At 62.3% G+C, this 24,998-nt stretch carries 25 protein-coding genes and 1 pseudogene; 15 read left to right on the top strand and 11 right to left on the bottom strand.

The genetic code is table 11. The features are described 5' to 3' along the window. Position 1: 1 nt before the first annotated feature. From NVV94_RS17065 to NVV94_RS17075, 3 genes are read left to right on the top strand one after another with little or no spacing between them, the layout of a single operon-like run. Positions 2-1,609 (top strand): carboxyl transferase domain-containing protein, encoded by a 1,608-nt coding sequence (locus tag NVV94_RS17065; RefSeq protein WP_258443567.1) that lies wholly within the window; start codon positions 2-4, stop codon positions 1,607-1,609. Positions 1,610-1,612: 3 nt separating this feature from the next. Next, positions 1,613-2,431, top strand: a complete 819-nt coding sequence (locus NVV94_RS17070) for a gamma-carboxygeranoyl-CoA hydratase (RefSeq protein ID WP_258443568.1) — start codon at positions 1,613-1,615, stop codon at positions 2,429-2,431. Then, a complete protein-coding gene (locus NVV94_RS17075) occupies positions 2,428-4,389 on the top strand; it encodes an acetyl/propionyl/methylcrotonyl-CoA carboxylase subunit alpha (RefSeq protein ID WP_258443569.1) in 1,962 nt (653 codons plus the stop codon). Before NVV94_RS17070 ends, NVV94_RS17075 begins: the two co-directional genes overlap by 4 nt. Positions 4,390-4,437: 48 nt before the next feature. On the opposite strand, the gene NVV94_RS17080 is transcribed toward NVV94_RS17075, so the two are convergent. After that, positions 4,438-5,112: a LexA family transcriptional regulator gene (locus tag NVV94_RS17080; protein WP_258443570.1), complete on the bottom strand. Its 675-nt coding sequence runs from the start codon at positions 5,110-5,112 to the stop codon at positions 4,438-4,440. A gap of 121 nt (positions 5,113-5,233) precedes the next feature. Here NVV94_RS17080 and NVV94_RS17085 point away from each other — a divergent pair, with 121 nt between their 5' ends. Beyond that, entirely contained in the window at positions 5,234-5,572 is a 339-nt protein-coding gene (locus NVV94_RS17085; RefSeq protein ID WP_258443571.1) for a DUF6124 family protein, read from the top strand. A 45-nt stretch (positions 5,573-5,617) separates the two neighbouring features. Here the strand turns inward: NVV94_RS17085 and NVV94_RS17090 are convergent, their stop codons facing one another. Beyond that, positions 5,618-6,673 carry a Glu/Leu/Phe/Val dehydrogenase dimerization domain-containing protein gene (locus NVV94_RS17090; RefSeq protein WP_258443572.1) on the bottom strand — a complete coding sequence of 352 codons (1,056 nt, stop codon included), beginning with the start codon at positions 6,671-6,673 and terminating at the stop codon, positions 5,618-5,620. A gap of 185 nt (positions 6,674-6,858) precedes the next feature. On the opposite strand from NVV94_RS17090, the gene NVV94_RS17095 reads away from it, so the two are divergent. From NVV94_RS17095 to NVV94_RS17105, 3 genes are all read left to right on the top strand, one after another. Beyond that, positions 6,859-7,326: an Lrp/AsnC family transcriptional regulator gene (locus tag NVV94_RS17095; protein WP_258443573.1), complete on the top strand. Its 468-nt coding sequence runs from the start codon at positions 6,859-6,861 to the stop codon at positions 7,324-7,326. A gap of 400 nt (positions 7,327-7,726) precedes the next feature. Then, positions 7,727-8,248, top strand: coding sequence for a sigma factor-like helix-turn-helix DNA-binding protein (locus NVV94_RS17100; RefSeq protein ID WP_258443574.1), 522 nt, complete (start codon positions 7,727-7,729; stop codon positions 8,246-8,248). Between the two features lie 60 nt (positions 8,249-8,308). Continuing rightward, positions 8,309-9,463 (top strand): M14-type cytosolic carboxypeptidase, encoded by a 1,155-nt coding sequence (locus NVV94_RS17105; protein ID WP_258443575.1) that lies wholly within the window; start codon positions 8,309-8,311, stop codon positions 9,461-9,463. Between the two features lie 3 nt (positions 9,464-9,466). Here NVV94_RS17105 and NVV94_RS17110 read toward each other — a convergent pair whose 3' ends face one another. Both NVV94_RS17110 and NVV94_RS17115 read right to left on the bottom strand, forming a co-directional pair. Next, positions 9,467-10,006 carry a cytochrome b gene (locus NVV94_RS17110; protein WP_258443577.1) on the bottom strand — a complete coding sequence of 180 codons (540 nt, stop codon included), beginning with the start codon at positions 10,004-10,006 and terminating at the stop codon, positions 9,467-9,469. Then, entirely contained in the window at positions 10,003-11,091 is a 1,089-nt protein-coding gene (locus tag NVV94_RS17115) for a catalase family peroxidase (RefSeq protein ID WP_258443579.1), read from the bottom strand. The genes NVV94_RS17110 and NVV94_RS17115 overlap by 4 nt, the downstream gene beginning before the upstream one ends. Before the next feature lie 170 nt (positions 11,092-11,261). Between NVV94_RS17115 and NVV94_RS17120 the strand changes: the two genes are divergently transcribed. Both NVV94_RS17120 and NVV94_RS17125 read left to right on the top strand, forming a co-directional pair. Then, a complete protein-coding gene (locus NVV94_RS17120) occupies positions 11,262-11,768 on the top strand; it encodes a sigma-70 family RNA polymerase sigma factor (protein WP_258443580.1) in 507 nt (168 codons plus the stop codon). Continuing rightward, positions 11,765-12,523: an anti-sigma factor gene (locus tag NVV94_RS17125; RefSeq protein ID WP_258443581.1), complete on the top strand. Its 759-nt coding sequence runs from the start codon at positions 11,765-11,767 to the stop codon at positions 12,521-12,523. The genes NVV94_RS17120 and NVV94_RS17125 overlap by 4 nt, the downstream gene beginning before the upstream one ends. Positions 12,524-12,600: 77 nt before the next feature. Here the strand turns inward: NVV94_RS17125 and NVV94_RS17130 are convergent. Further along, positions 12,601-13,023: pseudogene (locus NVV94_RS17130) on the bottom strand (AMP-binding enzyme); the annotation flags it as partial. Positions 13,024-13,139: 116 nt separating this feature from the next. On the opposite strand from NVV94_RS17130, the gene NVV94_RS17135 reads away from it, so the two are divergent. Next, on the top strand, positions 13,140-14,447 hold the full coding sequence (locus NVV94_RS17135; protein ID WP_258443582.1) for a leucine-rich repeat-containing protein kinase family protein: 1,308 nt from the start codon (positions 13,140-13,142) through the stop codon (positions 14,445-14,447). 163 nt (positions 14,448-14,610) lie between these two features. On the opposite strand, the gene NVV94_RS17140 is transcribed toward NVV94_RS17135, so the two are convergent. Together NVV94_RS17140 and NVV94_RS17145 are read right to left on the bottom strand one after the other, a co-directional pair. Continuing rightward, positions 14,611-15,315, bottom strand: a complete 705-nt coding sequence (locus NVV94_RS17140; protein ID WP_258443583.1) for a YebC/PmpR family DNA-binding transcriptional regulator — start codon at positions 15,313-15,315, stop codon at positions 14,611-14,613. 202 nt (positions 15,316-15,517) lie between these two features. Beyond that, complete coding sequence (locus NVV94_RS17145; protein ID WP_258443584.1) at positions 15,518-16,834, bottom strand: MFS transporter; 1,317 nt, start codon at positions 16,832-16,834, stop codon at positions 15,518-15,520. 291 nt (positions 16,835-17,125) lie between these two features. Here NVV94_RS17145 and NVV94_RS17150 point away from each other — a divergent pair, with 291 nt between their 5' ends. Continuing rightward, positions 17,126-17,995, top strand: coding sequence for a LysR family transcriptional regulator (locus tag NVV94_RS17150; protein ID WP_258443585.1), 870 nt, complete (start codon positions 17,126-17,128; stop codon positions 17,993-17,995). Positions 17,996-18,125: 130 nt separating this feature from the next. Here the strand turns inward: NVV94_RS17150 and NVV94_RS17155 are convergent, their stop codons facing one another. Then, positions 18,126-18,989, bottom strand: a complete 864-nt coding sequence (locus NVV94_RS17155) for a LysR substrate-binding domain-containing protein (protein ID WP_258443586.1) — start codon at positions 18,987-18,989, stop codon at positions 18,126-18,128. A 111-nt stretch (positions 18,990-19,100) separates the two neighbouring features. Here NVV94_RS17155 and NVV94_RS17160 point away from each other — a divergent pair, with 111 nt between their 5' ends. Continuing rightward, positions 19,101-20,210: a 2-aminoethylphosphonate--pyruvate transaminase gene (locus tag NVV94_RS17160; protein WP_258443587.1), complete on the top strand. Its 1,110-nt coding sequence runs from the start codon at positions 19,101-19,103 to the stop codon at positions 20,208-20,210. 59 nt (positions 20,211-20,269) lie between these two features. Next, positions 20,270-21,097, top strand: a complete 828-nt coding sequence (phnX, locus tag NVV94_RS17165) for a phosphonoacetaldehyde hydrolase (protein WP_258443588.1) — start codon at positions 20,270-20,272, stop codon at positions 21,095-21,097. An 83-nt stretch (positions 21,098-21,180) separates the two neighbouring features. Here phnX and NVV94_RS17170 read toward each other — a convergent pair whose 3' ends face one another. Beyond that, positions 21,181-21,738, bottom strand: a complete 558-nt coding sequence (locus tag NVV94_RS17170; protein WP_258443589.1) for an NADPH-dependent FMN reductase — start codon at positions 21,736-21,738, stop codon at positions 21,181-21,183. A 189-nt stretch (positions 21,739-21,927) separates the two neighbouring features. Here NVV94_RS17170 and NVV94_RS17175 point away from each other — a divergent pair, with 189 nt between their 5' ends. Next, on the top strand, positions 21,928-22,140 hold the full coding sequence (locus NVV94_RS17175; protein WP_258443590.1) for a hypothetical protein: 213 nt from the start codon (positions 21,928-21,930) through the stop codon (positions 22,138-22,140). Here NVV94_RS17175 and NVV94_RS17180 read toward each other — a convergent pair. Further along, positions 22,118-23,338, bottom strand: a complete 1,221-nt coding sequence (locus NVV94_RS17180) for a D-amino acid dehydrogenase (protein WP_258443591.1) — start codon at positions 23,336-23,338, stop codon at positions 22,118-22,120. The genes NVV94_RS17175 and NVV94_RS17180 overlap by 23 nt on opposite strands. Positions 23,339-23,510: 172 nt before the next feature. On the opposite strand from NVV94_RS17180, the gene NVV94_RS17185 reads away from it, so the two are divergent. Then, entirely contained in the window at positions 23,511-24,404 is an 894-nt protein-coding gene (locus NVV94_RS17185; protein WP_258443592.1) for a LysR substrate-binding domain-containing protein, read from the top strand. Here NVV94_RS17185 and NVV94_RS17190 read toward each other — a convergent pair. Further along, complete coding sequence (locus tag NVV94_RS17190) at positions 24,401-24,949, bottom strand: GNAT family N-acetyltransferase (RefSeq protein ID WP_258443593.1); 549 nt, start codon at positions 24,947-24,949, stop codon at positions 24,401-24,403. The two genes, NVV94_RS17185 and NVV94_RS17190, sit on opposite strands and share 4 nt — an antisense overlap. Between the last annotated feature and the right edge of the window lie 49 nt (positions 24,950-24,998).

Genomic DNA, 24,998 nt, shown 5'->3' on the forward strand with positions numbered 1-24,998 from the left:
CATGGCAATCCTGCACACCCAGATCAACCCGCGCTCGGCGGAGTTTTCAGTCAATAGCGCGGCCATGCTCGAACAGGTCCAGGCGTTGCGCAATCTGCTCGCCAAGGTGCACCAGGGCGGTGGGCCGAAGGCCCAGGAACGGCATACTTCGCGCGGCAAATTGCTGCCGCGCGAACGGATCAACCGGCTGCTCGACCCGGGCTCGCCATTTCTCGAAATCGGCCAGTTGGCCGCCCATGAAGTCTATGGCGAAGACGTGCCCGCCGCCGGCGTGATTGCCGGCATCGGCCGGGTCGAAGGCGTCGAGTGCATGATCGTGGCCAACGACGCCACGGTCAAAGGCGGCTCGTACTATCCGCTCACGGTGAAAAAGCACCTGCGCGCCCAGGCCATCGCCCAACAGAATCGCCTGCCCTGCCTGTACCTGGTGGATTCGGGCGGCGCCAACCTGCCCCGCCAGGATGAAGTCTTCCCGGACCGCGAACACTTCGGGCGAATCTTCTTCAACCAGGCCAACATGAGCGCCCTGGGCATCCCGCAGATCGCGGTGGTCATGGGTTCCTGCACCGCCGGTGGGGCCTATGTTCCAGCCATGGCCGACGAAGCGATCATGGTCCGCCAGCAGGCGACCATCTTTCTTGCCGGCCCGCCACTGGTCAAGGCGGCCACTGGCGAGGTGGTCAGCGCCGAGGACCTGGGCGGTGCGGATGTGCATTGCAAGGTTTCCGGGGTTGCCGACCATTATGCCGACAACGACGAACATGCCCTGGCCATCGCCCGGCGCTGCATCGCCAACCTGAACTGGAAAAAGCTCGGCGAAGTCCAGCAACGCGCTCCGATTGCGCCGCTGTATGCCAGCGAAGATCTGTACGGAGTGATTCCGGCCGACGCCAAGCAACCCTTCGATGTGCGCGAAGTCATCGCCCGTCTGGTCGACGGCTCGGTGTTCGACGAGTTCAAGGCATTGTTCGGCACTACCCTGGTGTGCGGCTTCGCCCACCTGCATGGCTACCCGATCGCGATCCTGGCCAACAACGGCATCCTCTTCGCCGAAGCTGCGCAAAAAGGCGCGCACTTCATCGAGCTGGCCTGCCAGCGCGGCATCCCGCTGCTGTTCCTGCAGAACATCACCGGCTTCATGGTCGGCCAGAAGTACGAGGCCGGCGGTATCGCCAAGCACGGCGCCAAGCTGGTGACCGCGGTGGCCTGTGCCAAGGTGCCGAAGTTCACGGTGATCATCGGCGGCAGCTTCGGTGCCGGCAACTACGGCATGTGCGGCCGCGCCTACGACCCGCGCTTTCTGTGGATGTGGCCCAACGCGCGCATCGGCGTGATGGGCGCCGAACAGGCGGCCGGGGTGCTGGCGCAGGTCAAGCGCGAGCAGAGCGAACGCACCGGGCACAGCTTCAGCGCCGAGGACGAGGCCCGGTTGAAGCAACCGATCCTCGACCAGTACGAGCACCAGGGGCACCCCTACTACTCCAGCGCACGGCTGTGGGATGACGGCGTCATCGACCCGGCACAAACCCGCGACGTACTGGGCCTGGCCTTGTCGGCGGCCCTGAATGCGCCCGTCGAACAGAGCCGTTTCGGCATTTTCCGGATGTGACCCATGAACGACTTCACTACCCTTGAGTTGCACAAAGACCCTCGCGGTTTCGCCACGCTCTGGCTCAGCCGCGAAGACAAGAACAACGCCTTCAATGCCCAGATGATCCGCGAACTGATCCTGGCGCTGGACCAGGTCGCAGCCGACGCCAGCCTGCGCTTCCTGTTGCTGCGTGGCCGTGGCCGGCACTTCAGTGCCGGCGCGGACCTGGCCTGGATGCAACAGTCGGCCGAGCTCGATTACCAGACCAACCTGGACGATGCCCGGGAACTGGCCGAGCTGATGTACAACCTGGCCAAGCTGAAGATCCCGACCCTGGCCGTGGTTCAGGGCGCGGCCTTTGGCGGCGCGCTGGGCCTGATCAGTTGCTGCGACATGGCCATCGGTGCGGTGGACGCACAGCTGTGCCTGTCCGAAGTGCGCATCGGCCTGGCGCCGGCCGTTATCAGCCCCTTCGTGGTCCAGGCCATGGGCGAGCGTGCTGCCCGCCGCTATGCCTTGACCGCCGAACGCTTCAGCGGCGAACGCGCCCGTGAACTCGGTTTGCTGGCCGAAGCCTACCCGGCGGCGGAGCTGGAGCAACGACTCGGCGAATGGGTCGACAACCTGCTGCAGAACAGCCCGCAAGCCATGCGCGCCACCAAGGACCTGCTGCGTGAAGTCGGCCATGGCGAGCTGACCCCGGCCCTGCGCCGTTACTGCGAAAACGCCATCGCCCGCATCCGCGTCAGCCCCGAAGGCCAGGAAGGCTTGCGTGCCTTCCTGCAAAAACGCCCACCGAACTGGCAGCCCACTTCGACCGCGAAGGAGCCGCGCCCATGAGCCGCCCGCACCTGACTACCCTGCTGGTCGCCAACCGTGGCGAGATCGCTTGCCGGGTGATGCGCACCGCCAAGGCCATGGGCCTGACTACCGTGGCCGTGCACAGCGCCATCGACCGTGACGCCCGACACAGCCGTGAAGCCGACATCCGCGTCGACCTGGGCGGCGCCAAGGCTGCCGAAAGTTACCTGGACATCACCAAGTTGATTGCCGCGGCCAAGGCCAGCGGCGCCCAGGCGATCCACCCCGGCTATGGTTTTCTGTCGGAGAATGCCGGATTTGCCCGCGCCATCGAAGAAGCCGGGCTGATCTTCCTCGGCCCACCGGCCTCGGCCATCGACGCCATGGGCAGCAAATCAGCGGCCAAGGCTCTGATGGAAACCGCCGGCGTGCCGCTGGTGCCCGGCTATCACGGTGAAGCCCAGGACCTGGAAACCTTCCGCGCCGCCGCCGCACGCATCGGCTACCCGGTGCTGCTCAAGGCAACCGCCGGAGGTGGCGGCAAAGGGATGAAGGTGGTCGAACAGGAAAACGAGCTCGCCGAAGCCCTGGCCTCGGCCCAGCGTGAAGCCCTGTCTTCATTTGGCGACTCGCGCATGCTTGTGGAAAAATACGTTCTCAAGCCGCGCCATGTCGAGATCCAGGTGTTCGCCGACCAACACGGCAATTGCCTGTACCTCAACGAGCGCGACTGTTCGATCCAGCGCCGCCACCAGAAGGTCGTGGAAGAAGCCCCGGCCCCCGGCCTGACTCCGGAGCTGCGCCAGGCCATGGGCGAGTCGGCGGTCCGCGCCGCCCAGGCCATCGGCTACGTCGGCGCCGGCACGGTGGAGTTTCTGCTCGACGCGCGCGGCGAATTCTTCTTCATGGAGATGAACACCCGGCTGCAGGTCGAACACCCGGTGACCGAGGCCATCACTGGCCTGGATCTGGTCGCCTGGCAGATTCGCGTGGCCTGCGGTGAGCCGCTGCCGATTACCCAGCAGCAGGTACCGCTCAATGGCCACGCGATTGAAGTGCGCCTTTATGCCGAAGACCCGGGCAACGACTTCCTCCCGGCCACCGGCACCCTGCAGCTGTACCGTGAGCCGGCAGCGGGCGCGGGGCGCCGGGTCGACAGTGGCGTGGCTGAAGGCGACAGCATCTCGCCCTTCTACGACCCGATGCTGGGCAAGCTGATCGCCTGGGGTGAAGACCGCGAACAGGCGCGCCTGCGCCTGCTGAGCATGCTCGACGAATTCGCCATCGGCGGGCTGAAAACCAACATCGGCTTTCTGCGGCGCATCGTCGCCCACCCGGCCTTCGCTGCGGCCGAGCTCGATACCGGCTTCATCCCGCGCTATCAGGAGCAATTGCTGCCAGCGCCGGCGGCACTGCCGGAAACCTTCTGGCAGGCGGCGGCGCAGGCCTATATTCAAAGCCAGCCAGCCCAGGTGCGCGACGATGACCGGCATTCACCCTGGAGCTCGACCCAAGGCTTTCGTGCCGGCTTGCCCGCGCAAACCAGCCTGCACCTGAGTTGCAACAGTCAGGAACAAGCCCTCACGCTCAGCCAGAGCGCAGCGCCGACCATGCGCCTGGTCGGTGAACAGTTGCAGGTCGATGACAATGGCTTGCGTCGCCAGCACCTGGCCATCCGCCGTGGCGGCTCACTGTACCTGCACTGGCAAGGCGAGCTGCACAGCGTCAGCCTGCTCGACCCGATCGCCGAAGCCGACGCCAGCCACGCCCATCATGGCGGCCTTGCCGCGCCCATGAACGGGAGCATCGTGCGAGTGCTGGTCGAAGCCGGGCAACAGGTCGAAGCCGGCACGCAACTGGTGGTGCTCGAAGCGATGAAGATGGAGCACAGTATTCGTGCCCCGCATGCCGGCGTGGTCAAGGCGCTGTATTGCCAGGAAGGCGAGATGGTCAGCGAAGGCAGCGCCCTGGTCGAGCTGGAAGCGGCCGAGGCGTGATCGATGGCGCTTCGATGCGGTGCCCACAAGCACCGCATCGAGGCCGTCCTAGAATTTCACCGTGGCTTGCACCACCACACCGAGCAGGCAGCATTGCTCGGTGAGCAGGACCTTGGGGTACGTCGGGTTGAGCGGCCTGAGATAGCGTTGCCCGCCCTCCTCGCTCAATTGCCGGAATGTCGCCCCGGGCCGGCCATGGCACTTGGCGATGACCAGTTTGCCCACGACGGCCTCAATGGCCGGGTCCACCAGAATCAACATCCCCTCAGGCACGCTCAGCCCCAGCGGCGCCGTCATGGCATCCCCCTGCACTTCCAACCAGAAAGCGGCGCCCCTGGCCTGGTAATCGGTCGTTTCGAAGCGGCCATCGGGGTAGGTAAAAGGCCCAGGCTCGGCCAATTGCCCGGCGGCCTCCCAGCTGATCACCGGATAGCGAAAATACAATTCGTGTTGTGGGATCAGTGCCGATGGGATCGTAGTCGAATCGCCCGCCACACAGTAGGAACCATCTGGTTCGGCGATCTGAACCATCGGGCTAATGCGCAGGTGGGCCAGATCGAGGGCTGCCAGAATCTGGTTCATTACCTCGAGCTTGGGCTCCCGGCGTTTGTTCAGCCAATGGCCCACGGCGCCTTGGGAGACCCCGATGCGTTCTGCGAGTTGTTCTTGCGTGACGTTGAGTTCACGCATCCTGGCCTTGACCAGGGAAATCCATTTATCCATCGCTGGCACGATACGTACAGAAATTTCGCGCTCAATACACAAATTGTATTATGTTGGATTTGGCAACAAATACGTAGCGTACTAGCCTGATAAATCCATTTATCTGCTAACAAGGACGAACATGACCACCCTCCCCCCGGAAAACCCAAGTAACAATCAAGACCTCGAATCCGCTGCACTGATCGACAGTGACGCTGCCAGGCGTGCACTGGACTATTACCTCAACCCGGCACCGGCGAATGACAAGGAAGACGCGCTGCTGTTTACCGCACGCGAGGACTTGACCCTCGCGCAAGCCTTGATTCATGCCTCGTCGCTGCTGCGTTGCGCCGCCGCGACAGCCTATGAATCAGCCGACGGCTTGCAGGGGGCCCGAAGGGATCTGGCGTTTTCGGTGATGCACATGATCAACCTCGCCCGGGCGATGGTCGAGCGCACGCTCAACCAGCAGAACGCCTGACACCGGAGCAGGTTCGCCGGCTGCGGCGAACCTGCATGCCGGACTTTACGCTGCGTTCAGACGCTCCAGCGCCAGGCTGTCGGCGATCGCCGTGGTGTTGCGGCCCTCAGCCTCGGCCCGCTGGAAGATCTGCCGCAGGGTCTCGCCGATGCCCTCTACATGCAGACGAACCTGCTCGGGCGAACCGCCACTGTACTCGTAGGCCACATCGATGACGCCACCGGCGTTGATCGCGTAATCAGGCGCATGCAACTGCCCCCTGCGCCACAGCTCCTCGGCATGCCCGGGTCGGGCCAGCTGGTTATTGGCAGCGCCGGCAATCACCGGCGTGCGCAGCACCTGCAAGGTCTGGTCATTGATCACCGCGCCCAGGGCGCAGGGCGAGAACACATCGACATCCAGGCCATGGATCGCGTCCTGGCTGACCACCTGGGCGCCGAGCTGGTCGCGGGCGCGCTGCAGATTGCCGGCGTCAATGTCGCTGACCCAAAGCTCGGCACCGGCAGCATGCAGCTGCCGCGCGAGGTCGAAACCGACTTGCCCGACCCCTTGAATCGCCACTTTCAGGCCATTGAGGTCGCGGCCGCCCAAACGCTGCCGGACCGCCTCGCGCAGGCCGATGAATACACCCAGCGCGGTAGAGGGCGACGGGTCGCCGGTGCGCAGGCCGCCTCCGAACGCCTCCCGCTCGCCGGCACCGACCACATGCCGGGTGCGCTGGCGGATCTGGGCCATCTCGGTGACACCTGTGCCGGAGTCGGCCGCAGTGATGTAACGCCCGCCCAGGCGATCGACGAACGCGCCCATGGCCTGGAACAGTTCCGGTGTCTTGTCCTTGCGCGGGTCGGCAATGATCACCGCCTTGCCGCCACCGAGCGGCAGACCGGCCAGGGCCGATTTATAGGTCATGCCCCGCGACAGGCGCAGCACATCGTTGAGCGCCTGCTGTTCATCGGCATAGGGCCATACCCGGCAACCGCCCAGCGCCGGGCCCAGCCGCGTGTCATGGATAGCGACGATAGCCTTCAGGCCAGTGGCCTGGTCATGGCAGAAAACCACTTGTTCATGTTGATCGAATTCGGGATGAGCAAAGATCGGCATTTCCATTCCTCGGGGCTGCTTGTTGTTTTTGTGCGGCGATCGAGCCTGCGGGTAAACAGCTGTGACTCATTGGTCACACCCCAAAAATATGCCTGTAGCGGGCGGGCTTTTTCTTTCTAAATGACCGGGTTCTGGCCAATAATCTGCATGATCGATTCACCAAAAATAAAAAAACGGACTGATTCATGCAAACACCCCTGAGCAGCCTCGACCGCAAGATTCTTCGCCTGCTGCAACACGATGCCGACCTCTCCGCCGCCGAGATTGCCGAGCGTGTGGAGTTGTCACAATCGCCCTGCTGGCGTCGCATTCATCGGATGCAGGAAGAAGGTCTGATCGAGCGCAAGGTCGCCCTGCTCAACCCGAAAAAACTCGGCTTGAACATGACCGTGTTCGTCAATGTGAAGCTGTCGGGCCATGGACGACGCCACCTTGCCGAATTCGAGGAAGCCATTACCGGCTACCCCGAGGTGCTGGAGTGCTACACCATGGCCGGCAACATGGACTTCATGCTCAAGGTGGTGACGCAGGACATTGCCAGTTATGAACGCTTTCTACGCGACCATCTGTTGCAGAAGCCGCATGTTCAGGAAGCCTATTCCAACATCGCCATGAGCGAGGTCAAGCGCACCACGGAGTTGCCGCTGGATTAGCGGGCGTGGAATTTTTGGCGGATGACAGGAAATTCATTTGACTTGCAAATGATAATGATTATTATTGCAGGCAACTGGTCGCGAGATCGGTTGGGTAACCTGAAAGACCTTAGGTCGGACTTTCAGATTATCTCCTCATCAGGCTAATCACGGTTTTTGACCCGGCTTTTTGCCGGGTCTTTTTTTTGGTTTCTTCAGGCTAATGAAGAGGGGTGGTGCTTGAATGGCGGCGATGATATCAAAGGACCTTCGCCCAGCGAAAGGCTAAAAACGTTCATCTTCGCGGTGCACGCGATTTAGCACTTGAGAATCAATTGCATGTAGCCTAAGCTGCCATGGCGTCATGGAGGACGCCCCCCCTTTTCACGCCGGTTTGACCGTCACCCGCAGGGAGCTACCCATGACCAGTCTGCTTTCGTCTTTTCAGAATCTGTTCCAGCATGCGCCTGTCGATCACGAGTGCGACGCTCTATCGGCCAACCTGAAAAAACTGCCCAGACGCGTGCAACAGGTTTTCCTGCTCAGCCGCCTCGACGACCTCCCCTTCGCTGCGATTGCGCAACGGCTGGATGTGCCGCTGAGTACCGTGGAAAAGCACATGACCCTGATTCTGGAGCACACTCGGACCCCCTCCCCGGGCGACCCGTTACCAGGTACCGCCAGCCATTGGTACAGCCGACTGCAGAACCCGCTGACCACCGCCAGTGAACGCATCGACTTTCGTCGCTGGCTGGACGCCTGCGCTACCCATCGGGATGCCTTTCACACTACAGAATTGCACTGGCGCAAGCTGCTGGCCCCGGCCCGCGAACTTGGCGCCGGCCAATGGTATCGCCAGCCACGCACGCACTTGGCGCCAATCGGCTATGCACTGGCAGCGCTGGTTCTGGCCACCCTCGCGGCGGTCGCTATCTGGGCCTGACGCCGCCCCATCGCTACGGGTAAGGTAAGCTGTAGAAAAACTTCTACAGGTACCCAGGCGATGACCGTGGCGCTGACCCCTCTTGAAATCTCTGCCGACTTCGACAGCGGCAATATCACCGTGCTCGATGCCAGTGACCCTCTCCAGGTTCGCCTGGCCATCCGGCCCGACACCCGTAGCCCACACTTTCAGTGGTTTCATTTCAAGGTCGATGGGCTCACGCCGGGGCAACCCCACAGGTTCAGCCTCGAAAACGCGGGCCAGTCTTCCTATAACAAGGCCTGGAGCGGTTACCAGGCCGTGGCCTCGTACGATCACATCAACTGGTTCCGCGTACCGACCGAATTCACCGACGGCAAGGCCCTGCGGTTCACCCTGGAGCCGACCGAAACGCAAGCCTGGTTCGCCTATTTCGAACCCTACAGCCGTGCCCGCCATGACACACTCATCGAACACGCCGTGACCACGGCCGGGCTGGAGTTGCTGGCAGTGGGCAAGAGCGCCGAAGGTCGGGACATCCAGCTGCTGCGCAAGGGGGACGGTGCCGAAGGCAAATTGAAACTCTGGATGATTGCCCAGCAGCACCCGGGCGAACATATGGCCGAGTGGTTCATGGAGGGCGTGATCGAGCGCCTGCAGCAAGTGGACGATGCCGAAATACAAGCGCTGCTGGCCATTGCCGATCTGTACCTGGTACCGGACATGAACCCCGACGGTGCCTTTCATGGCCACCTGCGCACCAACGCCATGGGCAAGGACCTCAACCGCGCCTGGCAGGATTCGAGTGCCGAGCACACCCCGGAAGTGTTTTTCGCCCAGCAGCAAATGACCAAACATGGGGTCGATCTGTTCCTCGACATCCATGGCGATGAAGAGATTCCCTACGTGTTTACCGCAGGGTGCGAAGGCAACCCCGGCTTCACCTCGCGCATCGATGCGCTGGAAAAAGCCTTTCGCAGCCATCTGGGCAGCCTCACCCGCGAGTTCCAGAGCGTGCATGGCTACGCCCGCGACTTGCCTGGCGAGGCCAACATGACCCTGGCCTGCAACAGTGTCGGGCAGAAATTCGACTGCCTGTCATTGACCCTGGAGATGCCGTTCAAGGACAACAACGACGCACCCGATGCACTCACCGGCTGGTCGGGCAAGCGCTCGAAACGGCTGGCCTGGGATGTACTCAGTACCGTGGCCCATATGGCCACGACCCTGCGCTGACGATCAGTCCTGGCCTTTGAGCATGCTTTCGAGCACCCCATCGCGCCGGATCCAGCCGTGGAACAATGCCGCTGCCAGGTGCAGCAGTATGGTCAGGAAAAGCAGGTAGGCCAGGTAACCATGGGCCTTGCGCAGCACGGCAAAGGTCGCTGCATTGGCCGGGAGGATCGGCGGCAGCTGCAAGGCGCTGGTGAGCATGACCGGGTCCCCGGCCGCCGACAGCATTGCCCAGCCCAACAGCGGCAGTATCAGCATCAGGGCGTACAGCAGGAGATGCGAAAGCCTTGCCGCCAGCACCTGCCAGCCGGGCATATCGGCGGGCAGCGGCGGCTGCCGGGTGCTCAGGCGCACTACCAGGCGCAGGATCACCAGTACCAGCAGCAATGCACCCAACGGTTTATGAATATGGATCAACCATTCGTGACGTTCCGACACCGAGGCAACCATGCCCGCGCCGATGAACAACATCGTCAGGATCAATAGCGCCATCGACCAGTGCAGCAGACGCGCCAACGGCGCGAAATGGGTGGGTTGGGCGCTCATTGGCGAGACTCCTGAATGGCAGTGGTCGTGGGCAACTTGCCCACTTCACTGGTACGGCGCAGGTAGGAATTGGCATAGGCAGCGGAACGTGTGACCAACAACGGATCGTCCGAGCCCTCGATACCACCGGGCAAGATCAACGGGTCATAGTTGATATCGCGGCACTCGCCACTGTTCTGCGGCTGGATGTCTTGCAATACAACCGTACCGGCGTTCAGCACCGTTCGGTCACTGGGCCACACTTTGCTCGCATCGCTGGTCGGGTCTTCGGGGTTGCCCAACGTGATACGCAGTTGCCAGCGCAAAGGTCCGGCTGCCAAGCGCCGGGCCAGATCTTGTTCGAGAACGTCCGCACCCGGAGCGCTCACTGCATCCGCGGCATTCTGATCGAGCGGCACCACGCTCCAGCGCACGGCCTGGCGCTTGCCGGCTGCATTCACCAGATAGAAGGCATTGAGACCGTTGTAGGTTTCGGTCGCATAGCTGGCGGACGGCTTGGCGCTCTTGACCCATTGCAAAAAAGGCGCGGACTCGGGATGGGCGGCGAAAAATGTCGGCATGCCCGATGGGTCCGGTTTACCAGTGGCAGGGTCCGGGCGACTCGCCTGGAGCATCTGGTAAAACGCCTCCGGCGTACCCACCGGGAACACCGGCATGTTGTTCATGCCAGTGCGCCATTGCTCGCCATTGGCAAGCTCGAAACGCAACGCCAGGCTGCGAACCGGCGCACCGCTGTCCGGTGCAAAAGGGTTACCGCCAGCCAAGGCGAAACGCCCCACCAACGGCGTGCGGGCATCCTTGAATACCTCGGCGCTGGAGTACTCCCGCGCCAGGCCATTGTTCTCGAAATAACCGACGACGCAGACGCCCTTGGCATGGTTGCGACGATAGCCTTCATAGACACCGTTGTTGGTTTCCAGACTGTCGACCAGTTTTTTGGGTGTCAGGCGATTGGGGTCGAGACTCCCGTTGAAGTAGGCAAACGTACCGGCGATGGCCGCCACCACCAGGGCGATGCCGGTCAGGCGCATGACCTTGCTTGCAGTGCTTAAGGGGCGCCGTGATGGCGCCGAGCGGTCTTGCATGGCGAACTCCTCGGCCAGCGGCCGTAGGGTGAAGGTGCTATAGGACGTAACCCCCCTTCTCTTTATTCCCAATGGGCTGTACTTATTTTTTGCCGTATGGAATAAACCCCGGGGCTCAAGCGTCTTCCGTGTCCAATGCACAATAGCTGGCCAGGACCCGATAACACTCAATGAACGCCCTCGATGAAGAAATCAGGCAGTTGTTGCCACGCCTGCGCCGCTTCGCGCTGTCGTTGACCCGCGAGACCAGCAGCGCCGACGACCTGGTCCAGAACTGCCTGGAACGGGCCTTGTCACGCTGGCGCGGCAAGCGCCCGGAGGGCGATTTGCGGGCCTGGCTGTTCTCGATTCTCTATCGGCAGTTTCTCGATGCCCACCGCCGCGCCGGACGCTACGCGCGCATGCTGGAGTTCTTTACCGGCCGTGAAGAACACCAGCCTTCGGTCGAGCGCAGCGTGATCGCACAAACGACGCTGCAAGCTTTCGAGCAACTCAATGCAGAACAACGCGCCCTGCTCTACTGGGTCTCGGTCGAAGGCCTGAGTTACAAGGAGATCGCCGAGATTCTCGAGGTCCCCATCGGCACGGTGATGTCGCGTCTGTCCCGTGCACGCCAGGCTCTGCGTCAACTCAGCGACGGCGAAATCCCGGGCCCTGTCTTGCGGAGACTGAAATGATTACCCTGCCCCCCAACGAACACGACCTGCAAGCCTACGTCGATCATCGACTGGAGCCAGCCGATCGCCTGCGGCTCGACACCTACCTGGCCGCCCATCCGGACCTTGCCGCCCAGGTTCGGGCCTGGCAGCAGGATGCCCAACGCCTGCGCCTGGCACTGGCGGGTGGCGGGCAATTGCCGGCAAGCCCCGCACTCGACCCGGCCATGATCCGCCAACGCATGTACCGGCAATCACGACGCTATCTTGCGAGCGCTGCCGTGCTGTTGCTCGCCATCGGCGTCGGCGGGTTGAGCGGCTGGCAGGCCCGGGAAATGGCCCTGGGCGGCAGCACCCTGCCCATGACCGACGCCCTGCAGGCCTACCGAATGTTCGCCGTGCAACAAATCCTTGCGGCCGACCTGCGTGTGCAACAAGGCAGCGAACTGCAAAGCTGGCTCGATCGTTATTTCCATCACGCCCATCGCCTGCCGGACTTGCAGGCTGCCGGTTTCAAACCGGTGAGTGGCCGTCTGATGAGCACCGACCAGGGCCCTGCGGCCATGGTCCTGTACGAAGACCCGAGCGGACGACGGATCAGCTTCTACATCAGGCCGCCAGGCCCGAACAATACCCTGCTGCCCCGCGGCAGCCGTCGCGACGGCGAGCTGCAAGCCGAGTATTGGTCGAGTGCAGACTACAACTACGCGATGGTCAGCCCGATCGACGAACCGGCAATGACCCTGCTCAAGAACGCCATCGGGGGGGTGATCTGACCGGCCGTGGCGTAACACCGCACGCCTGCTTTGTTTCGATGAATTCCCATGTACACGAGCCGGGCCCTGCACGTGCCTCAACCGGCGCGCGGCAAGCTGGCCAGAACCGCCGCGATCTCATCCAGAATGGCCGGGTCGTCGATGGTCGATGGCGCGACAACGTCCTGCCCATCGGCAATCTTGCGCAGCACCGCCCGCAGGGTTTTCCCCGAACGGGTCTTGGGCAGGCGCTTGACCACTCGCACCTGGCCAAAGCAGGCCAGGGCGCCAATCTGCTCACGGACCTTGGTCACCAGCTCTATCTGCAACTGCCCCTCGGCAATCCCGGCACCATCCTTGAGCACCACCAGCGCCAGTGGCACCTGGCCCTTGATCTCGTCATGCACGCCGATCACCGCACATTCGGCCACCGCCGGATGCTGCGCCACCAGGTCCTCCATCTCGCCCGTCGAGAGGCGGTGCCCGGACACGTTAATGACATCATCGGTGCGGCCCATTAAAGGGCGAATGCTCAGTATGGACGCAACGGCCAGCCTGCCATGGGACGAAGGTCGTAACGCGCGCCCCGTATCGCTATGATGGCCGCCGCGATCGCCTGAACAAGACAGTCCCCCCGATGAATACCCTTGAAGACTTGAAAGCTGGGCGGTTGGCCAGCAATAAACGCCTCGACCTGGCCTGCGGCCTGACGGAGTTCCCCCGGGAAATTTTCGCCCTGGCCGACACTCTGGAAGTGCTCAACCTGACCGGCAACGCCCTGTGCAGCCTGCCCGACGACCTCGGTCGACTTCAGCAATTGCGTGTGCTGTTCTGCTCGGACAACCGTTTTACCGAGCTGCCGGCCAGCATTGGCCAGTGCCCGCAACTGCGCATCGTCGGCTTCAAGGCCAACCGGATCGAACGCGTGCCGGCCCGCGCACTGCCTCCCAGGCTGCGCTGGCTGATCCTCACCGACAACCGCATCAGCGAACTGCCCGAAACACTGGGCGATTGCCCTGACCTGCAGAAGCTGATGCTCGCCGGCAACCGGCTGACCTCCCTGCCCGCTTCCCTGGCCCGTTGCCAGCAATTGGAACTGGTGCGCATCGCCGCCAATCGACTGACCCAACTGCCGGACTGGTTGTTGACCCTGCCGCGCCTGGCATGGCTGGCCTATGCCGGCAACCCACTGCCCGGTGACTTCAGCACGCCCCATACTCTCGGCCTTGGCGACGATATCGACTGGCAACATCTGGCGCTGCAACAGCAACTCGGGGAAGGTGCCTCGGGGGTCATCCACCAAGCCCTGTGGCAGCCCCCGGCGCGCGCCGGCAAGGCGGTCGCGGTGAAACTGTACAAGGGCGACCTCACCAGTGACGGCTCGCCGCTCAATGAAATGAACGCGTGCATTGCCGCCGGCGTTCATCGGCACCTGATCCGCGTCGAAGGTCGGGTCAGCGGCCATCCGCAAGGGTGTCCAGGACTGGTGATGGACCTGATCGATCCAGGCTTCGCCAACCTGGCGGGCCCTCCCAGCCTGGACTCCTGTACCCGCGATATCTATGCCCCCGACACTCGCTTCGATACCGGGGTGGCGCTTCGCATGGCCCGTGGCATCGCCTCGGTTGCCACGCACCTTCATGGCCTGGGTATCGCCCATGGCGATCTGTACGCGCACAACATTCTCTGGAATGCGCAGGGTGAATGCCTGCTCGGGGATTTTGGCGCGGCGTCGTTTTATCCGCTGGAAGGTGGACAGGCTCGTGCCTTGCAGCGAATAGAAGTGCGGGCGTTTGGCGTGCTGCTGGGGGAGTTGCTGGCACGGATCGATTCAGGACCCGGCCGCGATAGACTGGAGGAACTACAGGTGCGTTGCTGCCAACCGAATGTGCTGGAGCGGCCAGACTTTGTACAGGTCAGTGAAGAGTTACTGCATGTAGCCTGAACACGCGATCGATGTAGCCGCTGCCGCCAGGCTGCGCTGGAGTCCTGCAGGGGCTCCCCGGCGACCTTCAGATCCTGCGCCTGCTCTGCACGCGAGCGCAGGCTTCGCCAGCGGCTACAGAAATCGCGCCTGTCGTAACATTACCGATAGGCGCGAGCTTTTCTTAACCCGCCAGCCCGACGAACATGTCCTGCACGTCGTCGTGGTTGTCCAGGGCTTCAAGGAAGGCTTCGACCTCGGCCATCTGCTCGTCGCTCAAGCCGCTGACCGGGTTTTTAGGCTGATAGCCCAATTTGGCCGACAACACGGTAAAGCTCTGCGCAGGCAATGCCTTTTGCACGGCATCCAGATCGGCAGGCTCGGTGAGGAACAAGGTTGCGCCGTCTTCACCGGGCTCGAAGTCCTGGGCGCCCGCTTCGATAGCGGCCAGCTCCGGGTCGGCATCCGGGCTGTCAGGGGACGCCTCGATCATGCCCACATGATTGAAGTCCCAGGCAACCGAACCCGAAGCCCCCAATTGCCCCTTGCGAAAGGCCACGCGAATTTCAGCGACGGTGCGGTTGATATTGTCGGTGACGCACTCAACGATCAGCGGAACCTGATGCGGCGCGAAGCCCTCATAAGTCACCCGATGGTATTGCACGGTTTCGCCCAGCTGGCCCGAGCCTTTCTTGATCGCACGGTCCAGGGTTTCGCGCGGCATCGACGCTTTTTTCGCCTGCTCGACGACCAGACGCAGGTGCGCGTTGGTGGCGGTATCCGCGCCGTTGCGGGCGGCAATGGTGATTTCCTTCACCAGCTTGCCAAAGATCTTGCCCTTGGCATTGGCTGCCGCTTCTTTGTGTTTAACCTTCCACTGTGCGCCCATTACTCACTCTCTCGATCGATGGCGCCGAGACAGCCGGCGCTTTGCGCCAGTTTATACGGCCTGAATTCGGCAATCGACCAAAAACTCACACTCACCCCTTGTCCGCCTTCCCCGCCGCCGCCGCAAACTTCGCCAACCGCGCGGGGTAATCGGAAAAGGAACGCTGCGACGCCGAGGGCATGGCGTCGCAGATCGAGGTGGTTCAGGTCCGCAGCGGTGTGACCGCTATCGCCTGGTTGGGAACTGTCGCTGACCCATCAGTAATGGTGACTGGGCGGCTGTTCCAGTGCGGCACCAGCACCAGGGCCGAGAACAGGGCGCAACCGGCGAAGACGAAGAACACCGTGACCGTGTCGAAATACCCCGGCAGCAGGCCGCCAAGAATGGCGCCCACCGAACCGCAGCCATTGACGAACCCGGCAGCGGTGGCGCCGGCCTTGGCGGTACCGAAGTCGATGGCGGCCGCGCCGCTGATCATCGAGTCCGGTCCGTACAGGGTCAGGCCCATGACGAACAGCAGGGCCACCACCAGGATCACGCTGCCGCTGTGCAGGGCGCCCATGAAGAACGCCAGCGAGAGGGTCAGCGCCAGCAGGCTGAGGACACAGGCCGGCATGCGGCGTGCACCGAAGATCTTGTCCGATGCCAGGCCGATCATGATCGGCCCGAGCAGGCCGGCCAATTCGAAGGCGGTCGGAATGATCGCCGCGCCGACCTTGCCCACCGATGGCATCTGTTCGAAGACGATCACCGGGCCCCAGAGCAGAATGGCATAGCGCGCAGGCTTGAGCATGAAATACGCCAGGCCCAGGGTCAGCACCGTACGATTGCGCAGGATTTCCCGCAGTGGCGCCCAGACGCTGCAAAGCGTGGAGGCACCGCCCACCGGCTCGGGCTCCGGCTCCACCGCGGGCAGGCCGACGTCTTCGGGCTTGTTGCGCTGGAAGATAAAGAACAGCACCGCCACCACGCCGACCACGGCCGCGCTGGAAATGAATGCTGCCTGCCAATTGCCGATGGCGGTATAGGCCCACCAGCCGGCGAACGGCGACGCTACCAGGCCGCCGAAGGCATAACATGAACTCCAGAGGCCGAGCACACGGCCGCGTTGCTGCGCCGGGAAGAAGCTGCCGATGTTCTTGCACAGGCCCGACCAGCCGGTCGATTGCGCCAGGCCCTGGATCAGCATGCAGGTCGCAAAAATCGGGAAGGTCGCATAACTGCCCATGGCCACTGCCGCCAGGGCCGAAATCACCAGGCCGCCCAATACCACCACGCGCGGGCCGAAGCGATCGGCGAGCATGCCCCAGGTAAACTGCCCGACCGCGTAAGCCGTCAGATAGATCGCGTCGAGGTTGGCCATGGCCATCTTGTCCAGATGGAAGGCCGGGTCCTCGCCGATACCGAGTTTGGCGACGGAGAAGGCTTTACGGGTGAAATAGAAGGCCGCGTAGGCCAACCAAGTGATGGCGAAAATCTGCATGCGCCAGCGCTTGATGGTTGCTATCTGCTTATTCATGGTGAGTCTGACCTCAGGGTTTGAGTGTGCCGGCAGAATTGGAAAAAAACGCCTGTTTTTTTATTGTGTTGAGCACTTGAGTGACGATCGGTACGGATCGCACTTGGTCAGATGAGTCTTGGCAGGCACGCGACTGTTGTTGGCGTTGTTGCGCGCCAAGGCTCATGGCCCGCCAACGCAATCGACCGACTTGCGCCCTGGGGCTGAGAACGATGGAAACAATTACTGACTAATAAGTGAAATCGATTTATCGTATTTCAAACATAAGCTCAGCTTGTCAGAGGTGGTGCGATGTCGGTTTCCCATGCGCAGTTGAAAGCCTTCCATGCCGTTGCCCAGCACGGCAGCTTCACCCGTGCCGCCGAACGCTTGTTCCTGACCCAGCCGGCGATATCCGATCAAGTGCGCAAGCTTGAGGAACGCTTCGGCGTCCTGCTGTTTCATCGCAATAAACGCTCGGTGCGTCTGACCGACCTGGGCGAACGCCTGCTGACCATTACCCAGCGCATGTTCGTCTGCGAAGCCGAGGCTCATGAGTTGCTGCAGGACTCACAGGCGCTGCAGACCGGCAGCCTGGTCCTGGCCGTCGATGCGCCGGTGCATGTGTTGCCGCAGATCGCCCGCTTCTGCGAGCGTTACCCGGGCATCAGCGTGAAGATCGAAACCGGCAACACCGACGAATCGCTGCTGCGCCTGTTCAACTACCAGGCGGACCTGGCCCTGCTCGGTCGCGATGTGAGTGACGAGCGCCTGCTCTGTGTGCCGCTGCGCAATGACCCGATGGTGGCCTTCGTTTCCCATCAGCACCCTTGGGCGACCCGCGGTTCGATCAGCCTCGCCGACCTGGACGATACGCCGCTGGTGCTGCGTGAAACCGGCTCGGTGACCCGCCAGACGCTGGAGGAGGAAATGCAACGGGCCGGCCTGCGCATCCGCCCCGCGATCCAGGTCGAAGGCCGCGAGGCCGCGCGTGAGGCGGTGGTGGTGGGGATTGGCGTGGGGGTGGTTTCGGCGGCAGAGTTCGGCGCCGATGCCCGGGTGTGCGCGCTGCCGATCATCGACTGCGAGCGGCGCTTGACCGAGACGCTGGTGTGCCTGCGCGAGCAGAGTTCAAGGCGGGTGGTGGCGACGTTTCTGGAGATGGTGCGCGAGAGTCTTTAGGTTTTCTATTGCCTGGGCCAGCCTCATCGCTGGCAAGCCAGCTCCCACAGAAGTCATCATCGGGCCATTATTTTGTGATTTGCAGATACCCCTGTGGGAGCTGGCTTGCCAGCGATGCAAGCGCCGCGGTCTAACCGGCCGGCGCCAAATCCAGAAACGCCTTGATCAAGCGCAACTCCCGCCGCCGCTCCAGGCAGCCGATCATGTGCCGGTTGACCAATCCTTCACCAGCGATCGGCACCGCCTGCACACGTGGGTCATGACTGACTTCCACTGACGAGACGATACCGATCCCCAACTCGGCCGCCACCGCTTCGGTTACCGCCTCGCGGCTGTCGAGTTCCAGCAGCACCCGTGGCTGAACCTTGGCCAGTGCACAGGCTTCATCGAAGGTACGCCGGGTGATCGAGCTCGGTTCACGCAAGACCATGATCTGCTGATTGAGCTGCGCGATAGCGATCCCTCTCCCATCCTCGGCCCAAGGGTGCCCTGCCGGCACCAGCGCGCAAATGCGTGAAGGCGTCAGGTTTTGCAGATGCAGCCCCTTGCGCGGTTCCACCTCAGTCAGCACTGCCACATCGGCATGCTCGGACAGCAGCGCGGCCAGGGTTTCCTGGGCGTTGCCCAGACGCAGGTTCACGGTGATCCCCGGATAGCGCGCACGCAGGCTGGCGAGCATCGGCATGACCCGGTGCGGCCCGTCTGCCGCCACTTCCAGGCGACCGGTGAGCAATTGCCGATTGGCCTCGAGCATGGCCTGGGCTTCTTCGGCCATGCCGAACATGGCGCGGGTGATCGCCGCCAGGCGGATGCCCTCCTCGGTCAACTCCACCCGTCGCGCGGTTCGACGCAACAAAGTGATCTGGTAGTGCTCCTCCAGCGCCTTGATGTGCCCGGTCACTGCCGGCTGGCTGATGAACAAGCGGCTGGCGGCGCGGGTAAAGCTGCCCTCGCGGGCCACCGCATCAAAGGCGCGGAGCTGGAACAGATTCATATCTATCGGCCTGACTTATGATTGGCATAACAACAAACAATTTGATTGATAGCCAACGAAATTGCAACTTAGGCCCCGTAAGTTCAGCCCACCGCTTGTGAGGAAACCAGAATGAGTACTGCTGCCCCAATCCTGCTTACCCCTGGCCCACTGACCACTTCGACCCGTACGCGGCAGGCGATGATGGTGGATTGGGGTTCATGGGACAATTCCTTCAACCAGTTGACCGCCAGCCTCTGCGAGCAACTGCTGGCCATCATCAACGGTGCCGACAGCCACCACTGCGTGCCTCTGCAAGGCAGCGGCACCTTCGCCGTGGAAGCCGCCATCGGCACCCTGGTGCCACGCGACGGCAAGGTACTGGTGCTGATCAACGGCGCCTACGGCCAGCGCCTGGCCAAGATCTGCAAGGTCCTGGGGCGTGACTTCAGCACTTTCGAAACCGCCGAAGACGAGCCAACCACCCCGGCCGACGTCGACCGCCTGTTGCGCGCCGACAGCAGCATCACCCACGTAGCGCTGATCCACTGCGAAACCAGCACCGGCATCCTCAACCCTCTGCCCGAAATCGCCCACGTCATTGCCCAGCACGGCAAGCGCCTGATCATCGATGCCATGAGCTCCTTCGGCGCACTGCCGATCGATGCCCGCGATGTACCTTTCGATGCCTTGATCGCCGCCTCCGGGAAATGCCTGGAGGGTGTGCCCGGCATGGGCTTCGTTTTCGCCAACAAGGCTTCGCTGGCCAAGGCCGAAGGCAACTCCCACTCGCTGGCCATGGACCTGCACGACCAGTTCACCTACATGGCCAAGACCGGCCAATGGCGCTTCACTCCGCCGACCCACGTCGTCGCTGGCCTGCACGAAGCGCTGCTGCAATACAACGAAGAAGGCGGCCTGCCGGCCCGGCATCAACGCTATGCCAACAACTGCCAGGTCCTGCTCGATGAAATGGCCAGGCTCGGCCTGCGCAGCTTCCTGCCCGCCGCGATCCAGGCGCCGATCATCGTCACCTTCCACGCACCGAAGGATCCGCGCTACCAGTTCAAGGAGTTCTACGAGCGGGTCAAGGCCAAGGGTTTCATTCTCTACCCCGGCAAGCTGACCCAGGTCGAGACCTTCCGCGTCGGCTGCATCGGCTGTGTCAACGAGGGCGAGATGCACGCCGCCGTGAACGCCGTGGCCGAGGTGCTGCGCGAAATGGAAGTTCTGGAAATCTGAACCCGAGTGATCGCTTTTTCTCCCCCTATTGCGCCATGAACCGATAAAGGAACACAGAGATGAACTACAACAACCCTACCAAACTCCAGGCTGCGATCCTTGACTGGGCTGGCACTGTCGTCGACTTCGGCTCCTTTGCGCCGACCCAGATTTTCGTTGAAGCCTTCGGCGAGTTCGACGTAGAGGTTTCCATCGACGAAGCCCGCGGCCCGATGGGCATGGGCAAGTGGGATCACATCCGCACCCTGTGCGACCAGCCGCAGATCAGCGAGCGCTATCGCAAGGTCTTTGGCCGTACGCCGAGCGACGACGATGTCACTGCCATCTACAACCGCTTCATGCCGCTGCAGATCGAAAAGATCGCCACGCATTCGGCACTGATCCCCGGCGCTCTGGACACCATCACCCAGCTGCGCAAGGACGGCATCAAAATCGGCTCCTGCTCCGGCTACCCTGCCGTGGTCATGCAGAAAGTCGTCGAGCTGGCCGCCACCAACGGCTATGTCGCCGATCACGTAGTTGCCACCGACGAAGTCCCCAACGGCCGCCCATGGCCAGCCCAGGCCCTGGCCAACGTGATCGCTCTGGGCATCGATGATGTCGCTGCCTGCGTCAAGGTCGATGACACGGTACCTGGCATCCTCGAAGGCCGCCGCGCCGGCATGTGGACCGTCGCCCTGGTGTGCTCCGGCAACGCCCTGGGCCTGACCTACGAGGGCTACCGCGCCCTGGGCTCGGACACGCTCGATGCCGAACGCAAGCGTATCCACGCCCTGTTCGAAGGCTCGCGTCCACACTACCTGATCGACACCATCAACGACCTGCCGGAAGTGATCGCCGACATCAATCGTCGTCTGGCCGCCGGTGAAATGCCTCAGTCGGCCTGAGTCAGCCACCGCTGAACACGCCGCAGTTCCCTTCGGGGCCTGCGGCGTGTGCATTTCAGAGGCCTGGAAAACTCAAGGATCAATCACAGCTTCTTGTGCTGTTCTACCCACAGGGCATAGGCATCGATAAATTTTTGCAGAAAATCCCTGGATCTATCCACCAGCCTGCCGGCTTCGTCGAACAGCGTACCCGCCCCACCCACATAGGCTTCGGGCTGCTGCATGCAGGGGACATTGAGAAACACCATCGACTGACGCACATTGTGATTGGCACCAAACCCGCCGACCGCACCCGGCGAAACAGTGATGACCGCACCCGGCTTGCCATTCCAGGCACTTTTCCCATAGGGGCGCGAGCCGACGTCGATGGCATTTTTCAGCCCGCCGGGCACTGAGCGGTTGTATTCCGGGGTCACGAACAGCACGGCATCGCTCGAGCTGATCTGCTCGCGAAAGGCGTTATAGGCCGCCGGCGGGTTGGCGTCGAGATCCTCGTTGTAGAGCGGCAGGTCACGGATCTCGACAAACTTCAGATCGAGGCTGACCGGGGCCAGCTCCACCAGGACGTTGGCGACTTTTCGGTTGATGGAGTCTTGTCTCAAACTGCCGACCAGCACGGCCACCGAATAGGCTTTGCTCATAAGAGTTTCCGACTTATCTGGCTAAAGGAGTCTAAGTTATAGATGATGTACAAGGATTCTACCGTTGAGGTATTGCCTAGCCGCATCATGGTGCAGTGCATTATTTTTCCTTTTCGGCAAAACTCCCCTATAAAACAGTGGTCTACTGCAGACTCGAATACGTGGATTTCTCCAGAGGTTGTAAATTAAATGGCTGCAGTTCTCGTCGGACAATTTCATGCAAGGGATGCCGAAGGTCGGATCTACCCTGTGCATGAGTTTCAGGAAACCACGCAAGAAGCGGGTGGCAGCACCACAACTACCTATCGCCTGGCCATTGGCGACCGCGTCAAACATGTAGAAGACGATCGGTTCGTGTTGGTTTCGAGCGGTGTGGAAATCATCCGCGAACCCAAGCAGTAATAAAGCCCGCCAGCCGCCCTGCACTACCGGCGGCCAGGGTGAAGCCCAACGCACCGTGCCCGATATTCAGCCACAGGTTCGCTAGCGGTCCTGGGCCGACCAACGGCACCCCGGTGGGCGTCGCCGGGCGCAGGCCGGCCCAGCACTCGGCCTGCTGGTAATTTCCGGCCCGAGGGAAAGTCGCCTCGGCCAATTGACGGATCGCTTGTAGCCGGCTCAGTTCCAGACTCAAGTCATACCCCACCAGATCGACCATCGCCGCGACCCGCAAACGCTGGTCCAACCGCGCATATACCACCTTGTTGTCGAAATCGGTCACGCTCAATTGCGGTGCACCGGCCTGATCCAGCAGTGGCAGGCTCAAGCTGTAGCCTTTGAGCGGATACAACGATGCACGCACCTTGAGCTTTGCCAACAGCGGCACGCTGGCCAGCCCGGTGGCGAGAACGAAATGATCGGCCTCGATTTTCTCTCCGTTTTCACTCGATACGGCACTCAATCGCTCGCCCATGCGATGCCAGTCCCGAACGCAGTAGCCCGTGCGCAGCTGAAAATGAGGCGAGCGTTGCATCTGCACCAGCAGGCGCTGACAAAACAAATGGCAGTCAGCCACCTCATCGCCGCTGCTGAGAATGCCCCCCGCCAGCGATCCTTTTAGCTCACCCAATGCCGGTTCAGCCTGAACACATTGCGCCGCGCTCAAGACCTGCTGATTTTGCGCATCGACCAATTGCCGGCGTGCCATGTCGAACCCCTGGCGCTGCCGATGGATGACCAGCTTGCCATTGGCCCGCCAGGCGAATTCGCCCAGCTCACCGGTCTCACGCCATTGCTTCAAGACTTGCTGGCTGAGCAGGGCCAGCTCCAACAAGGCCGCGGTGTTGCGGCGGTTGACCGAACGCCGGCATGCCAGCATGAACGCCAGCAGCCAGCGCCACTGCGCCGGGTCCATGGCCAGCCGCAGCCGCAGAGGCGCCTGCTCACCCCGCAACATCCAGCCCAGGGCCTTCAATGGAATGCCGGCGTCGGCCAGCGGCGATACGTAGCGGTAGCTGAGCTGGCCGCCATTGGCAAAACTGCTGCCCTGCCCCACCTCATCGCCGGCTTCCAGCAACGTGACGACATGCCCGGCCTGCAGCAATGCATAAGCGCTGGTCAATCCGATCACCCCGGCACCCATGACCACGATGTGTTTCATAACGGCCTCCTGCTGGCAGGTTGGCGTCGATCATAGGCAGGCACCTGGCCGCGCAGCCAGTTCACAAACAGCGAGCAGACATAACCTCAGGTTATGCGCCGGTCTTTGGGTTAGGATGAAGCCAGTCATACACGAGCTGCTGCATTCAATCTGCTGGACAGGGATTTCACGCATGCGACTACGCCACATCGAAGTGATCCAGGCGATCCTGCAAACCGGTAACCTCAGCGCTGCCGCGCAATTGCTGCATATTTCCCAGCCCGCCGTGAGCAAGACCCTGCAACACGCCGAGCAACAACTTGGCTTCCTGTTGTTCGCCAGGGTGCGGGGCAAGCTCCAGCCAACCCGTGAAGCCCTTGAGTTGCAGGGAGAGATCAATCACCTGTACGAAGACCTCGATCGTGTCCGGCGCCTGGCCAGCAGCCTGCGCCAGCATCAGGACCAGCCGCTGCGCGTGGTCTGTACGCCGGCCCTCGCACAGGAGCTCCTGCCGCAAAGCGTCGCCGCCTTGCGTCGGCGTTTTCGCGAGACGCCGTGCAACCTGTCCAGCCAGCACACGCGGGAAATCGTTCGCAGCCTGCTGCTGCGCGAAAGCGAGCTGGGCTTGAGCCTGCATAGCCCGGATCATCCCGCCATCCAATGCGTCGAACTGGCCGCGGGCAAATTGCAATTGCTGGCACCACACGGCTGGTTGCAGCTGCGCCATAAATACATCGGCCTGCAGGAACTGGCCGGCCAGACCATGGTGGGTCTCGACGGCCAGGACCCATTGAGCCTGTTGCTGGACGCAAAGTTGCAGGCCCTGCAGCCACCTCCGCTGATCCAGACCCGGGTACAGACTTACCAGATGATGCGCAGCATGGTCGAAGCCGGCGAAGGCCTGGCGGTCGTCGACCCCTTCACCGCCATCGGCGCCAAGGCCGCCGGGCTGGACGTCTGCCCGATCTCACCGGCAATCCCGGTGACCCTTTACGCCCTGACCCTCAGCGAGTGCGCGCCCTCGCCGGCACTGAAGGCATTGCTGGAGATCATCACGGAGAAGGCCCAGGCAATGCTGGGTCGCTAGAACATGAGATACCAGAACAACGCCACTTCCTCGGTTTCAGAGTCGATGCCCCGGTAGCGCATCCGATCGATCCCTCCTAGTACGAAGCCGTAATCCTGGTACAGGCGGCACGCGCCCAGATTGTTGTTCTGGGTCTCGAGCATGACGCCTGGCAGCTGCTTCTTGCGGCTCCAGAAGCAGGCTACATCCAGTAATGCGCGGGCAACGCCACAGCGCCGTGCCGCTGCGTCGACAGCCAACTCGTCGATATGGGCCAGCCCATTCCAGTTGGTGCTGACCACCACATGCCCTACCGCCTTGCCCTGGAGATAGGCCATGAACACGGCACTGTCGGCCGAGTCGCGGTAGCTGCGAAACTCTTCCGGATCGATGCCATAGCATTTGCGGTAGGGCTCGACCTGCTCCACCGCCCAATTCTCGACCCGCTTGTCCAGCGCCGCAATTGCATAACCGCCGACACTGAAGCCGAACTCACTGTCGAGGATGTAGTCGGTGAAGCTGTCATCGGCGACCCGGATGCTGACGTCGGGATTGGGTGGATGCATAAATACTCTCTTGTACATTGCAGGCCGGGCTGACCTGGTTTCGTTCGCT

The organism is Pseudomonas sp. LS1212, assembly GCF_024741815.1.
In the GTDB taxonomy this organism is placed as follows: Bacteria; Pseudomonadota; Gammaproteobacteria; order Pseudomonadales; family Pseudomonadaceae; genus Aquipseudomonas.